At 63.4% G+C, this 12,211-nt stretch carries 13 protein-coding genes and 2 pseudogenes; 7 read left to right on the forward strand and 8 right to left on the reverse strand.

Annotated features, from left to right (window positions below):
- Together ABEI27_RS02585 and ABEI27_RS02590 are read right to left on the reverse strand one after the other, a co-directional pair.
- Nucleotides 1–279 carry a 50S ribosomal protein L31e gene (locus tag ABEI27_RS02585; RefSeq protein WP_375797852.1) on the reverse strand — a complete coding sequence of 93 codons (279 nt, stop codon included), beginning with the start codon at nucleotides 277–279 and terminating at the stop codon, nucleotides 1–3.
- A 2-nt stretch (nucleotides 280–281) separates the two neighbouring features.
- Entirely contained in the window at nucleotides 282–434 is a 153-nt protein-coding gene (locus ABEI27_RS02590) for a 50S ribosomal protein L39e (protein ID WP_089765660.1), read from the reverse strand.
- Nucleotides 435–576: 142 nt separating this feature from the next.
- On the opposite strand from ABEI27_RS02590, the gene ABEI27_RS02595 reads away from it, so the two are divergent.
- Entirely contained in the window at nucleotides 577–1,509 is a 933-nt protein-coding gene (locus ABEI27_RS02595; protein ID WP_375797853.1) for a DMT family transporter, read from the forward strand.
- Between the two features lie 107 nt (nucleotides 1,510–1,616).
- On the opposite strand, the gene thpR is transcribed toward ABEI27_RS02595, so the two are convergent.
- A complete protein-coding gene (thpR, locus tag ABEI27_RS02600; RefSeq protein WP_375797854.1) occupies nucleotides 1,617–2,177 on the reverse strand; it encodes an RNA 2',3'-cyclic phosphodiesterase in 561 nt (186 codons plus the stop codon).
- A 75-nt stretch (nucleotides 2,178–2,252) separates the two neighbouring features.
- Between thpR and ABEI27_RS02605 the strand changes: the two genes are divergently transcribed.
- The 6 genes and pseudogenes from ABEI27_RS02605 (at nucleotide 2,253) to sufU (ending at nucleotide 6,587) form a co-directional block, all read left to right on the forward strand.
- Nucleotides 2,253–3,086, forward strand: a complete 834-nt coding sequence (locus ABEI27_RS02605; RefSeq protein WP_375797855.1) for a tetratricopeptide repeat protein — start codon at nucleotides 2,253–2,255, stop codon at nucleotides 3,084–3,086.
- On the forward strand, nucleotides 3,086–3,385 hold the full coding sequence (locus ABEI27_RS02610; protein WP_375797856.1) for a DUF424 domain-containing protein: 300 nt from the start codon (nucleotides 3,086–3,088) through the stop codon (nucleotides 3,383–3,385). The genes ABEI27_RS02605 and ABEI27_RS02610 overlap by 1 nt, the downstream gene beginning before the upstream one ends.
- Nucleotides 3,386–3,485: 100 nt before the next feature.
- The gene (locus tag ABEI27_RS02615) at nucleotides 3,486–4,763 is read left to right on the forward strand and encodes an aminotransferase class V-fold PLP-dependent enzyme (protein ID WP_375797857.1); all 1,278 of its coding nucleotides are present in this window, start codon (nucleotides 3,486–3,488) and stop codon (nucleotides 4,761–4,763) included.
- Between the two features lie 72 nt (nucleotides 4,764–4,835).
- Nucleotides 4,836–5,540: pseudogene (locus ABEI27_RS02620) on the forward strand (mechanosensitive ion channel protein MscS).
- Between the two features lie 17 nt (nucleotides 5,541–5,557).
- Entirely contained in the window at nucleotides 5,558–6,061 is a 504-nt protein-coding gene (locus tag ABEI27_RS02625) for a hypothetical protein (protein WP_375797858.1), read from the forward strand.
- 106 nt (nucleotides 6,062–6,167) lie between these two features.
- Complete coding sequence (sufU, locus tag ABEI27_RS02630; RefSeq protein ID WP_375797859.1) at nucleotides 6,168–6,587, forward strand: Fe-S cluster assembly sulfur transfer protein SufU; 420 nt, start codon at nucleotides 6,168–6,170, stop codon at nucleotides 6,585–6,587.
- 177 nt (nucleotides 6,588–6,764) lie between these two features.
- Here sufU and ABEI27_RS02635 read toward each other — a convergent pair whose 3' ends face one another.
- The 5 genes and pseudogenes from ABEI27_RS02635 to ABEI27_RS02655 form a co-directional block, all read right to left on the reverse strand.
- A complete protein-coding gene (locus tag ABEI27_RS02635) occupies nucleotides 6,765–7,193 on the reverse strand; it encodes a heme-binding protein (RefSeq protein ID WP_375797860.1) in 429 nt (142 codons plus the stop codon).
- Nucleotides 7,194–8,267: 1,074 nt separating this feature from the next.
- A complete protein-coding gene (locus ABEI27_RS02640) occupies nucleotides 8,268–8,768 on the reverse strand; it encodes a hypothetical protein (RefSeq protein WP_375797861.1) in 501 nt (166 codons plus the stop codon).
- Between the two features lie 492 nt (nucleotides 8,769–9,260).
- Nucleotides 9,261–10,292 (reverse strand): DNA repair and recombination protein RadA, encoded by a 1,032-nt coding sequence (gene radA / locus ABEI27_RS02645; RefSeq protein ID WP_375797862.1) that lies wholly within the window; start codon nucleotides 10,290–10,292, stop codon nucleotides 9,261–9,263.
- Nucleotides 10,293–10,435: 143 nt separating this feature from the next.
- A complete protein-coding gene (locus ABEI27_RS02650; protein ID WP_375797863.1) occupies nucleotides 10,436–11,773 on the reverse strand; it encodes a hypothetical protein in 1,338 nt (445 codons plus the stop codon).
- Nucleotides 11,770–12,211 (reverse strand): annotated as a pseudogene (locus tag ABEI27_RS02655) (hypothetical protein); the annotation flags it as partial. The pseudogene ABEI27_RS02655 and the gene ABEI27_RS02650, both read right to left, overlap by 4 nt.

A 12,211-nucleotide genomic window follows, 5' to 3' on the forward strand; every position in this document is an offset into this window, starting at 1 on the left:
TTATTCGGCCGGCTCCGCCTCGACGATGGACTCGCCGTCCTCGTCGAATCGGGCGGCGCGAACACGGAGCTTGCTCGGGGGCTTCTGGCTGCCCTTCGCCCACACCGTCTCGTTGATCGCGGGGTCCAGACGAACGGCGTCTTCGGCCACCTTGAAGTGCTGTGCGAGGTGCTCGCGGATCAGGGACATCGCGCGTCCCGCCTGTTCGTGGGCGGGAACGGCGTTGACGTCCCGGAGCGGGACCGTGATGACGCGCTCTTCGAAGTCGCTTGCGCTCATCCTTACTCGTCCGTGTCACTTCGCCGCCAGTTGCGGCGCTTGGGGTTCCGCGTCACTTCCATATCCGTCTTCATCATCACCCAGGCCGGAACACGCGAGTTCTGACGCTCCAGTTTGCCGAGGCGCTTCTTTTTGGCCTTCGATTTCTTACCCATAGTGCCCGTTTCTACCCCCGGACCGCATAAAATCTTGTTCCTTCGACGCCGCGCCCGCGCGACTGCCTGACAGTCGCAGTGCCGGTCACGACCCGGGTTCGTTTCGAGTGATTCAACACCGACGGCCACCTCGAAAGCAGCAATGGACACTCGGACGGTCGCTGCATTCTTTCTTCTCGCTGCACTCTGGGGGACGGCGTTTATGTTAACGAAAGCCGGCTTGGCGTGGATTCCGCCGGTGCTCTTTGCGGCCTACCGGTTTGACGTCGCGGCCGTCGTCCTCTTCGGACTGGCGCTGTGGCGCGATGAGCGACTCCGGCCGACCGGTCCGGAGTGGCGGCCGGTCCTACTCGGCGGCGTTCTGCTCGTCGGCGTCCACCACGCGTTCCTGTTCGCCGGACAGTTGTACGTCACCAGTGCCGTCGCCGCCGTCCTTCTGGGGCTGATCCCGGTGCTCACGCCCGCGCTCGTCCGTCTCTCCGCGTCGGCAGAGCGGCTCTCCCCGGTCGGATTACTTGGCGTCAGCCTCGGGTTCGCCGGCGTGGCGACCATCGCGAATCCCGACCTGGCGAACCTGGCGACTGCCGATCTCCGCGGCGTGGCGCTCGTCCTGGGATCGGCCATCACGTTCGCGGTCGGTGCGGTCGGCACCCACGACGCACCGACGACGATGCCGACAGTCTCCGAACAGGCGTGGATGATGTTCGTCGGCGCGGTCACGCTCCACGCGACGAGCGCCGCGCTTCCAACCGAGTCGCTCGCCGATCCGATCTGGACCCCGACCGCGGTCGTCTCGCTGGGATATCTCGCGGTCGTCGCCGGAGCCGGGGGCTTCGCGCTGTACTTCTGGCTGCTTCGTCGGGTGGGACCGATTCAGGTGAGCCTCTTGGAGTACGTCATTCCGATCTTCGCCGCAGTTTCAGGGTGGCTCGCGCTCGGGGAAGGGCTCTCCCGGCAGACCGTACTCGGTTTCGGGATCATCGTCGTCGGGTTCGTCCTGGTGAAGCGGCGCGCGCTCCGCGCCGAGCTGCGGCGATGGCGCGACGACCGGATCGGCCCGTCCGGGACGGAATGAGGCCCGAAGCGGCCGACGGCGTGGACGCATACTGGGTACGCTCGCCTCTTACCGCCGGGCACTATCAACGGGGGAGCGCTTGTCGGTGAAAATGAGAGTACCCAGTATCAGAGTTCGAACGCGGCGACGGTGTCGTATTCCGGTCCGGCGTCGGTGAGCGTGCTCTCTTTCAGCCGGATCTCGGTCGCCTCGAACGCCCCGATGTCGGGATCGGTGTCGCGGACGACGTCCTGGACGAGCCCCTTCCCGCGGGCGTCGTCCATCCGCGCCAGCGTCACGTGCGGGGTGAACTCGTGCTCGTCGTCCTCGAAGCCCAGCGCGGTGAGTTCGTCCGCGACGGCGGCGTTGAGTCGGGTCGTCTCCGCTGCGCCGCTGCCCTCGCGGACACCGGCCCACACGACGCTGATGTATTCGAGGGCGGGGAAGACACCGAAGCCGCCGACGCGGAGTTCGAACGGCTTCACCTCGGTATCGGCGACGGCGCGGTCGAGCGCCGCCTCCACGCTGTCGAGGCGGTCGAGGTCCGTGTCGCCGAGGAAGAACAGCGTCAGGTGCGCCTGCTCGGGGGCGACGAATCGGAGGCCGTCGGCGTCGGCGAACGGCGCTTGTGCGTCGGCGACCGCTTCGGCGAGGCGACCCGGGAGGTCGATGCTGACGAAGAGGCGCATACGCACGCGTACGGAACCGCAGATCAAGAAGGTCGTGACGTAGTGCTTAACCGTCCAGACCGTGAATCAGTCGGTATGACAGACGGCGAGCGCGACGATCACGAGTTCTCCTCGGGCCAGGGATTCGACGAGGACTACGAGGACTTCACGCTGGATCCGCCCGAGTTGAAGATCGATCCGGCGAAGGTCGATCCCGTGGACACCCGCGTCGTCACCGACGAACTCGACCGGCGAAACATCGCCTCCGACGAGGTCGACGTCGAGCAACTCATCGACGTCGGGTTGTCGTATATGCAGATCAATCGCTTCGAGGAGGCGACCGAGACGTTCGAGCGTGCGGGGCAGTTCGCCGACGATGACTCATTAGAAGCGCAGGAGGCCTGGGTAAACAAGGGCGCGGCTCACGCTGAACTCGAAGAGTGGGACGAGGCCATCGGCTCGTACCGCGAGGCGCTCCGCATCGACGACGACTCCGAGCACGCTGCCTCAGCGGAAACCAACCTGGCGTACTCGCTGTGGAACGCCGGCGAGATCGAAGCGGCACTGCGCCACGCCGAGCGCGCGGTGGAGATCGATCCACGCTTCCCGCAGGCGTGGTACAATCGTGGGTTCTTCCTCCGGGAGCGCGGGCTCGAAGAGGACGCCGTCAACGCTTTCGACAACGCCATCCGCCTCGGGATGCGTACCGCCGACGTGCTCGAAGAGAAGGCCCGCGCCCTCGAGGAACTCGGCCGCGACGAGGAGGCCGAACAGGCCCAAGAGCAGGCCAACGAACTGCGTCAGGAGCGTGAACAGGAGCTGATCGAGCAAGGCCAGCAGGGCCACCAGCGCGGCGAGGGTCAGCAACGCGGCGGCGGCCAACGGCGGCAAGGCGGAGGGTCGCCCCTGGACCGCCAGCGAGAGCGGTGATGTTACTCCGCGAGCGACAGACGCCGGAAGGGGTACTCGTCTCCGTCTGCGACTCCGAGTGCCTCGGTGAGACCTACGCCGAGGGCGAGGTCTCTCTGGAAGTGACGGAAGCGTTCTACGGCGGCGAGGAGGCCGACGAGGTGGACGAAGCGACCGTAATCGAGAGTCTCACCCGCGCCAGCGTCGCCAACATCGTCGGCGAGCAGGCCGTCTCGGTCGCCGTCGAGGCCGGCATCGTCGACGAGGATCGGGTCCTCGTCGTCGACGGCACGCACCACGCGCAGTTGCTGTGGATGTGACGGGATCCGATTCGTCTCCCCGCCGAACGTAACGACGACTGTTTGCACCGGGTCCTGCGGACCGAAGCCGTGTTAGTGCTGGGGCTGTTATACGTCAGTAATGGGAACTCAGGAAACGCAGCCGCTCGACGTGGCGTCGATTCGGGAGGACTTCCCGATTCTCGACCGGATGGTCGGTGGGGAGATCGAAACGCCCGGCGAAGGGCCTGCAGATACCCGACCGCTCGTCTATCTCGACAACGCGGCGACCAGTCAGACGCCGGAGTCCGTCGTCGAGTCCATCGTTGATTACTACTACGGCTACAACTCCAACGTCCACCGAGGCATCCACCATCTGAGCCAGGAGGCCTCCGTGGCCTACGAGAACGCACACGACCGCGTCGCGGAGTTCATCGGCGCCGACGGACGCGAGGAGATCATCTTCACGAAGAATACGACCGAATCGATGAATCTCGTCGCCTACGCGTGGGGCCTCGCGGAACTCGAGCCCGGTGATACCATCATCCTGACCGAGATGGAACACCACGCCTCGCTCGTCACCTGGCAGCAGATCGCCAAGAAGACGGGCGCGAGCGTCGAGTACGTTCAGGTCGACGACGACGGCCGACTGGATATGGACCACGCTGCAGACCTGATCGACGACTCGACCGCAATGGTCTCCGCAGTCCACGTCTCGAACACGCTCGGGACGATCATCCCCGCCCGCGAGCTGGCCGACCTGGCGCACGACCGCGACGCGCACGTCTTCATCGACGGCGCGCAGTCGGCCCCGACTCGCCCCGTCGACGTCGGCGAGATGGACACCGACTTCTTCGCCTTCTCGGGCCACAAGATGCTCGGACCCACCGGGATCGGTGTCCTCTACGGGAAAGAACACCTGCTCGAGGAGATGAATCCGTACCTCTACGGCGGCGAGATGATCCGGAGTGTCACCTACGACGACTCAACGTGGGAGGACCTCCCCTGGAAGTTCGAAGCCGGCACGCCCGTCATCGCCCAGGGAATCGCGCTCGAAGCGGCGATTGATTATCTCGAAGAGGTCGGGATGTCGAACGTTCAGGCCCACGAGGAACTGCTCGCGGAGTACGCTTACGACCGGCTGAGCGAGTTCGACGATATCGAGATCTACGGGCCGCCGGGCGACGACCGCGGCGGTCTGGTCGCGTTCAATCTCGAGGGCGTCCACGCGCACGACCTCTCCAGCATCCTGAACGATCACGGCGTGGCGATCCGCGCGGGCGACCACTGTACCCAGCCGCTACACGACAAGCTTGGGGTGCCCGCCTCGACGCGCGCCTCGTTCTATATCTACAACACGACGGCGGAGATCGACGCGCTCGTCGATGCCGTCGAGGACGCGCGCCAACTCTTCGCCTGAGACGGGTCAACGCCGCGTTCGGTCGGGCGCTCCCGAAATTCTTCGTGGTTGACTCGTGATGGACTGATATCGATGGCCACTGTCGCCCGATTCATCTCCGAGACGGTCGAGCGGACACTCACCGAGTTCGCGGCCGGTCTGCAGGAGGCCGCGCTGAAACTCCTGACCGGAGTCGTCTTCCTCGCGCTCGCGTACTTCTGGATCCGACCGGTCACCCGGGTGCTCTGTCAGACGCTCAGTGCCGTCGATCTCTCCGAAGGGGGGTTGAGTGTCGACCTCGGGGTGGCAATCGTGAGCGTCTGTGGTTCGGCGTCGCGCTCACGCTGCTGGAGACCTTCGGAATGGGCGAGATCGCCGCGAGCCTCGGCACTGCCGCTGGATTCATCTCGCTCGGCGGCTCCTACGCGCTGTCGAATATGATCGCCGACACCGTCGCCGGGGTCTACAGTAGCGTTTGCAACTGATTGCACAGCAGATCGCACGCAGTCGTGCGATCGAGTGACCGAAGACGTGCAAACGCTACTATATTTCCTCCGGGATCCCGACTTCAACCCCGGCGACGAGGTGAAACCCGATCCCGTGACCGAGACGGTCGAGACGATCGAACTCCGAAAGACGCGCTTCCGGAACGTCGACGGCGACGTCGTGGGCGTCGCGAACCGTGACGTCGAAAAGAAGTGGACGCAGGTCGGGACGACGGCCGAAGCCGAATCGTCGGCCCGAGTGGCGGATGCGGTTGAAAACCCTCAGGGTTCGCCAGCTAGTTTAATACCATAGTGACCGTACTATCGTGTATGAAATCGCAGTCTCGATGGATCGGTGCCCTCTTGGCCCTACTCGTTATCACGAGTGGTGTCGCAACTGCACAGTCAGGCCAGTCTTCACAACCCGACTGGGCCGACAAGGCCTACGATGAGTTCAGTGGGATGGTCGCCACGTACAACGAATCGATCACGCAGGTTGACTTAGGGATCGCGGGGGATCAGTTGTCGAACGAGCGGGTGAATCTCGTCGTGACCGACGCCGATGGCGAAACGGCGACGTTCTCCTTCCGGATGGACAACCAGTTGCGGATGACCGAACTCGATCAGGGGCCGCGCTCGGACGCGACGTTGCGAATGTCGACTGACAGAGAGACGTTCAACGAGACGCTCACCGCCGATAACCCCGCAGCCGCCTTCCGTGACGCCGTCGCCAGCGGTGAGATCAGGTTCTCCGGCATCGGAACCGGGAACGCGATCAAGTGGACCGTGATCAACTCGGCGGCGGACATCGCGCGCTCGCTCGGGTTGTTCTGAGTCGCGTCCACACGCGGTACACGCCCATCCAGCGCCCGTTTCGGGTCGTTCTGCCCGCCCGATCAGCGGAACTCTTTTGCGCCAGTCCGTCGTATTAAAGATAACTATGGGTATGGGCTCGGATATGTATCGGCAGCAGATCTTGGATCACTACAAGAACCCTCGGAACAAGGGCGAGATGCCGGAGCCGGACTTCACACACACCGGGGAGAATCCCTCCTGCGGCGATACGATCACGATGAACGTCAAACTCGAAGACGACGAGGAGACAATCGAGTACGTGACGTTCACCGGGAACGGCTGCGCGATCAGTCAGGCGTCCGCGAGTATGCTCTCTGAGGAACTTCGCGGAATGACGCTGTCGGAACTCGATTCGATGGACACCGACGACATCACTGGAATGCTCGGCGTCGACATCTCCCCGATGCGGATCAAGTGCGCCGTTCTTGCCCGACAGGTGGCGCAAGACGGCGCGGCCATCCACGAGGGCGACATCGACCTCGAAGAGACGACAACGGAGCAGTAAGCGGTTCTGTGCCTCAGGGGGACCGCTCTCTGGAGGAGTTAGATCAGCGGGTAAATTTTGTCTACATAGCGTCGCACTCGTTCGACACGGAAAGATCGTATCGAGCGAAAGGGCCTCGTTACAGCTATTACACTCCACGTGGGCCCGGTTCAGTACGGACGGCCGCGGTAATCGACGTTACTCGTCGGCAGCCGCTATTTCGTCCCACCGCTGAACGGCGGCCTCTGCAACGTCACGGTCCTGGCTGACTTCGCCACCGGATGCACCGACGGCGCCGACGACCTCGCCGTCGTTCTCCAGCGGATACCCGCCTCCGAAAATGACGATTTTGTTGTCGTCAGTCGTCTGGAGCCCGTAGAGGGAGTTGCCGGGCTCGCTCGCTTCTGCGAGTTCGTGTGTCGGCATATCCAGCGCTGCTGCCGTGTAGGCTTTGTTTCGCGAGATAGAGACGGATGCGAGCCACGCGTCGTCCATCCGGTGTTGAGCGATGAGATTGCCTTCGCTGTTGGCGACGGTGACGACCATCGGCTGGCCGATCTCCTCGGCTCGCTCCTCGGCGGCTTCGATCACGTCTTTTGCTGCGTCGAGCGGAATTTCCTCAGACATCGTAGTGACGGTGTCGTTTCCGCACAAAAAAGTGACTATATTGTGATATATAGACGCGTGGCGCAAACCTCGCCCCAGTACCGGGGTAACTGTCAGTAAGTACGGCCCAATCGGTATGCGCGCTCGTGTGGATTTTGATATTTTGTGGTGAGCCGGTGTCCTGGATCGAAGTAGCGTAGTAGAGCGTGTCGGAGAAATCTCCGTACGTTCTGTCTGTCTATACGTGATCAGGACTCGGGTGGAGGGATACCCGTGTACCGATCAACCAACGACCGGCATCCGGTGTCTCGTTGGATCGGTCACTGCAGAACAGCAGAACGGGTGCGTGACGGGCTCAAAGCAGAAGTCCCGGTTACTCTCCGTGGCAGGAGTTCTGAGCAAACGAGGCACTATTGACCGAATCCAGTCCGATCCTGATTTCGCTCTCGGGGTCGTCGGACCCCGTACAGTCCGGAGTATACGTGTACTGTTCGATTACGCCCTTCGGCGGCAACTCCACGTGAGCGAGCGCGTTCTGAGCTTTGAACCCGTCGGTCGACGTGGCCGAGTTTTCTTCCGTTCCAAACGCCCGAAGAGTAAGGTGCTGATTGAACAGGTGCGCTTCCGTGAGGCCGATGTGGATGGACGTCGGGACGACGGTAACTTGGATAGTCCGCTCCTCCGATGTACTGTTCCAAACCGAGGCTGTCACCACTGGCGTCGGCTAGCTTGTGGTTGTTTCGGCACAACCGGCCGCACTCCCAGCCACGCCCGCCCCGAGCAGGTCAAATATAGTAGCGTTTGCACGTCTTCGCTCACCCGATCGCACGACTGCGTGCGATCTGTTGTGCAATCAGTTGCAAACGCTACTATACCGTCCGGCGTTTGAACGGCATACGTTGAGCTTGTATGGCTGAGTATCTATGGTTTGTTTGCCCGTTGCCTGCACTGTACGCATACTCGGCGAACGTGCGCCCTTCCTGCTGAATGCATCCGCTGTATACAGCACCACGTTTCCGACAGCGACCAGTGGGAGTAACAGCGTTGCTGTGGCGGGGCGCGAACTCAGCGGTCAAGCGACTGCGTGAGCAGTCGCTACGCTCGTCCGTTTAGCGGACAGACGAAGTAGTTCGGTGGGCCGAAGCCGGGGCGGCCGAGGGTGACCTCGATGTAGTCTTTGTCCAAGATCTCGCTCGCACTTGTCAGCGGCGCATCGTCGGTAAACGCTTCAACATCCGTCACCGCTGCCGAGAAGTGAGTCCACTGACCACCGTTCCAGTCCCGGTCGCCGGGGGCTGACTCGGAGACGAACGGTGAGAGTTGCTCGTCGCTTGCGCTCTCGTTAGCCACGATCGGCTGTTTCCCATCGTGGAGGAAGTAGATCTTGTCTTCAGGATCGGGACGGTCGTCGAGAACCTTGACGACGTTCGTTCGCCACAGCACGTCGTTCGCGTAGACGCGTCTGAACTCTTTCCCGTCTCCGTTCCCCGGGTTCGCTGCGGCTGTCCCGGGGACGGATAGGCCGACAGCCGCGGCACCGAGGGTTGCTCCCGTCCGGAGAACTCGTCGTCTGGTCGATTGTCTGTTTTCGATCATTGCTTTCGGAGGCCCTCTCTGCCTCCGGAAGGTACGTCTGCGAGAGGCGACAAGAGTATTTTTCAGTTTTTATACACGATCCGTTCAAACTGTCTTCCAACTCTGTATAATTTCACCAGTGATTGACGAAGCAGGCGCTCGATACGCCCTCGACATCCTGTCCTGGCCTCCGTAATCACCACTATCTCGATTGCTGTACCGTGCAACGCAGCGGATCGGCTGTGGATGATTCTGTAATGCGCTGGCAGCAGGCTGTTCGGCCATCTGCGCTACCAGATGGCGGCCGAGTCTTGCCAGCGTTCCCGCCGGGCGCCCAGGACCGGAGGGAGACACAGCAATGGATCGTTCCGGCACCGACTGGTATCGTCACTATGCACCGTGATGAGTAGGGGGCCACGTGAGCGCGCTTGCTGGCCCGCCTACGGGGTGAGTCCACTCTCGCGAGAGGTGGTCACGGTTCGCCGATCCGACGCAACAGAGAGGTGCCTGTGCCTATTCGGGCTTCAGGCCGCTGTCCTGAACGCGCATCACGGCTTCGCCGTCGGCGAGGTTCGGCGCGTCGACCAGACGGACGATCCGCTTGTCGCCCTTCGACTTCCGGAGGTACATCCGGAACGTCGAGGTGTGACCGAGGATGTTACCACCGATGGGCTGGGTCGGGTCGCCAAAGTACGAGTCGGGATTGGCGGCGACCTGATTGGTCACCAGCACAGCCGTGTTGTAGAGGTCGCCGATCCGCATCAGGTCGTGGAGGTGCTTGTTCAGTTTCTGCTGGCGCTCGGCGAGTTCGCCACGGCCGACGTACTCCGCGCGGAAGTGCGCCGTGAGCGAGTCGACACAGAGGAGTCGAACCGGAAACTCCGCCTCCTCGTTGTCGCGGGCGAGTTCTTTGGCTTTCTCCGCGAGGAGGATCTGGTGATTGGAATTGAACGCCTTTGCGACGTGGATGTATTCGAGGAAGGAGTTGAGGAGCGCGTCCATCGCCTCGTCGTCGCCCGGGGTCCCCTCGATTTCGCGGCGTTCGAGCAGGTCCTCGATGACTTCGTCGTCGAGTCCACGAATCATATCGTCGATTCGCTCCGGGCGGAACGTGTCCTCGGAGTCGATGAAGATACAGGACCCGCCGAGTCCACCGTGTTCGGGCGGGAGTTGCACGTTGACCGCCATCTGGTGGGTCACCTGGGACTTCCCGGCCCCGAACTCGCCGTACACCTCAGTGATGGACTGCGTCTCGATTCCGCCGCCCAACAGGTCGTCGACCTCGTCGATCCGCCACGAGAGCTTGCCGATCTTCTCGCGTCGTTCGAGGACGGTCGAACCCGTCTCGAAGCCACCGATGTCGGCGGCGTCGCGGGCGGCGTTGATAATGTCGGCCGCCGTCGACTCGCCGACGTCGGCGGTGTTGGACATCTCACCCGGACTGGCGACGGCGATCGCCTGGTAACTCTCGAACCCCGCGTCCGTGAGTTTGTCCGATGTCGCTGGCCCCACACCCGGTAGACTTTCGAGATCGTCTTCTGGCATCGTGTCCGATTCTGGGTCCCACTCGCACATAAATCCTCGTTAACACTAAAGTGAAAGTGAAACCGTATCACAGGAGCGTGATAGCGGATGCTCCCGTCCGTGAATTTTTATCGGAAGCCGACGGCTCAGCAGGTCGGAGTCGACTACGACTTCCGAAGAGCGCCCGCCGCGTCGGCGCTGACGCGCGGCACTACTCGGCACGTCACGGCTCCGATGACGTACTCTTGCGCGTCGTACGCGACCGAACTGAGGGTGGTGGTGCCGGACTCCCGCGCGAAGCGCTCGTCGGTCTGTCGGATCCTGTTCGCGAACCTCGGCAACAGTTCGCGGACGAGCAGTCGGCCGGGGTCGGCGTTCTGTGCGCTCTCGACGGCCGAAATCGCGTCCGACCGGAACGCCGAGATGTCGTCGACGCTCTCGACAGCGAGGTCGTCTCCACTGGCGATCCGCTCGCGGAGCGCCTCAAACGCACGGACGTGTACCAGCGCATCGGCCGCCTCGACGACCTCGTTCGCGAGGTACGGCCCATCGGCGGCGGCAATGGCCTCTTCGGCCCGATAGGTCGCTTCCGAGCCCAGGCGGACGAGCGCTCGCACACCCGCGGTCTCCCCGACGTCCCGATCGACGAGTGACGTCGGATCGTCGATGTCTTGCGACGGAAGGGCGTCCTGACGGTCGCGGATCCGGGAGCGGAGTTCCTCGCGAGCCGCCTCGAAGCGTGGACGCTGGTCTGTGGTCGCGTCGAGACGCCCACGGAAGCGGTCGAACACGTAGGCCGCGACCGTGGCGCTCGTCCGCGCGCGCTCGAGGTCCTCGGCGAGGTCGGCCACGTCGAGTGCGGTCCCTCCGCTGCGCTCTGGGCTGTTTCGTGAGGAGACCCAGTTTCGAGCAGCCCGGATCTTGCTCTCGAACTCTTCGTGGACGACGACCGCGCGGACGGGGTCGTCACCGACGTGGGACCAGCGCTGCACGGTGCTGTCGATCCGCCCCTCGATGGACGGAACCGACTCCCGGAGTGCTGCCAGCGTCAGGTCGTCGTCGATTGCGCGCCACGCCGAGCGGACCTCGTGCGCCGAGACTTGTGCGCGGTTCGCCCGCTCGAGGCGTTCGTACGGCACCTCGGCCTCGTCGATCCGGGCGAGCGATTCGGTCGCCGATTCGTGCATATCGTTCAAGCGTCCCCGAATCACGCCGTTCGGAATCGCTTCACGATCGAACGGAGCGGGGACGCGGTCGAGGTCGGACTTGGCGATCGACCGCTGTTCGGCCACGAACGACGCCTCGATGTCGACCGGGAGCGTCTCCGATACCCTCGGCGCCTCCCCGGCGACTATCTGAGAGAGCGCGTCAGCGTCGACGGTCGGCTCGCTCTGCCCGGGGAAGATGCCGGAACAGCCGGCGACCCCGGCCAGCGTCCCAGCGCCGGATAGCGCGAGCAGTTGCCGACGGGTGACGCCCGGGCGGCGGTCAGGTCGGGTCACGAGGTGTTGCCCTCCCGCGTGGTGTTGTCCGGTCGCGGACAGGGGCCGCCGCCGCTGCCGGACCCATAGCTGTTGATCTGTCCGGGCTCGAGTGTGACCGGGAGTCGAATGAGATACGTCACTGCCATCTGGGCGTTGGCCTCGCAGGCGAAGTCGGCGTCGCGAAGGAGCCGAGCGTAGTCGGTCTCGACTTCGCTCTCGGTCCAGCGAACCCAGCAGAGCCGATGGCGAAAGCACTCGTCGACCAGATGTCGTTCGACGTAGATAGTTTGTGAACTGAAGTCGGTCGCGTCGAGGAACGACCGAGCGTCGTCGGCGCCGTCGACGTCGGCGAACGTGAGTGCCGACGCATCCTCGGTCCTAGCGATGAGATAGTGGGCCCAGTCATCGATGGTGCCAGTTTCTGTCTGGCCGTCGCCCGACGAGGTGGTCTCGCTC

Source organism: Halobellus sp. (genome assembly GCF_042218505.1).
GTDB lineage: Archaea > Halobacteriota > Halobacteria > Halobacteriales > Haloferacaceae > Haloquadratum.

Bases quoted from the DNA above. Each gene is read 5' to 3' on its own strand.
- ABEI27_RS02590 (WP_089765660.1), bottom strand. From the start codon at position 434: ATGGGTAAGAAATCGAAGGCCAAAAAGAAGCGCCTCGGCAAACTGGAG.
- ABEI27_RS02635 (WP_375797860.1), bottom strand. From the start codon at position 7,193: ATGTCTGAGGAAATTCCGCTCGACGCAGCAAAAGACGTGATCGAAGCC.
- ABEI27_RS02595 (WP_375797853.1), top strand. From the start codon at position 577: ATGGACACTCGGACGGTCGCTGCATTCTTTCTTCTCGCTGCACTCTGG.
- ABEI27_RS02610 (WP_375797856.1), top strand. From the start codon at position 3,086: ATGTTACTCCGCGAGCGACAGACGCCGGAAGGGGTACTCGTCTCCGTC.
- radA (WP_375797862.1), bottom strand. From the start codon at position 10,292: ATGCCAGAAGACGATCTCGAAAGTCTACCGGGTGTGGGGCCAGCGACA.
- ABEI27_RS02625 (WP_375797858.1), top strand. From the start codon at position 5,558: ATGAAATCGCAGTCTCGATGGATCGGTGCCCTCTTGGCCCTACTCGTT.
- ABEI27_RS02605 (WP_375797855.1), top strand. From the start codon at position 2,253: ATGACAGACGGCGAGCGCGACGATCACGAGTTCTCCTCGGGCCAGGGA.
- ABEI27_RS02640 (WP_375797861.1), bottom strand. From the start codon at position 8,768: ATGATCGAAAACAGACAATCGACCAGACGACGAGTTCTCCGGACGGGA.
- sufU (WP_375797859.1), top strand. From the start codon at position 6,168: ATGGGTATGGGCTCGGATATGTATCGGCAGCAGATCTTGGATCACTAC.
- ABEI27_RS02615 (WP_375797857.1), top strand. From the start codon at position 3,486: ATGGGAACTCAGGAAACGCAGCCGCTCGACGTGGCGTCGATTCGGGAG.
- ABEI27_RS02585 (WP_375797852.1), bottom strand. From the start codon at position 279: ATGAGCGCAAGCGACTTCGAAGAGCGCGTCATCACGGTCCCGCTCCGG.
- thpR (WP_375797854.1), bottom strand. From the start codon at position 2,177: ATGCGCCTCTTCGTCAGCATCGACCTCCCGGGTCGCCTCGCCGAAGCG.